Source organism: Bacillus hominis (genome assembly GCF_018332515.1).
Taxonomy (GTDB): Bacteria; Bacillota; Bacilli; order Bacillales; family Bacillaceae_G; genus Bacillus_A; species Bacillus_A hominis.
On sequence record NZ_BOQD01000668.1, the window covers coordinates 1 to 309 of the forward strand.

Here is a 309-nt window from a genome sequence, read left to right on the forward strand (position 1 = left end):
TGATCCGTTGCGCTTCATCGGCGGTAATATGGTGTTGGGCCACTAATTGCGCACAAATTTGCCGGGTAATATGTTGCCAGCTTTCACCGCGTACATTCGAATAATGAAAACTTCCGGGGGCAGAGAAAAAACGCTCCGGTTGCTGGCGAATAAATGCCGTCGCCAGAAAATGTTTTATTTGTACGATACCGGCAGCCGTAATGATATTTTTTACGGTGATGTAATTATTGACCGCGTCATCCAGTAAATAATGGCTGTTGTTAATGATCAATAACGGCTCAATCTCTTCGCGAATGGCAACAAGTTCGC

1 protein-coding gene is annotated in these 309 nt (G+C 45.0%); it reads right to left on the minus strand.

Annotation, left to right across the window (positions count from 1 at the left end; genetic code table 11):
* A partial coding sequence (locus KI356_RS28935; RefSeq protein WP_212937082.1) for a hypothetical protein occupies positions 1 to 309 on the minus strand: 309 nt, incomplete at both ends.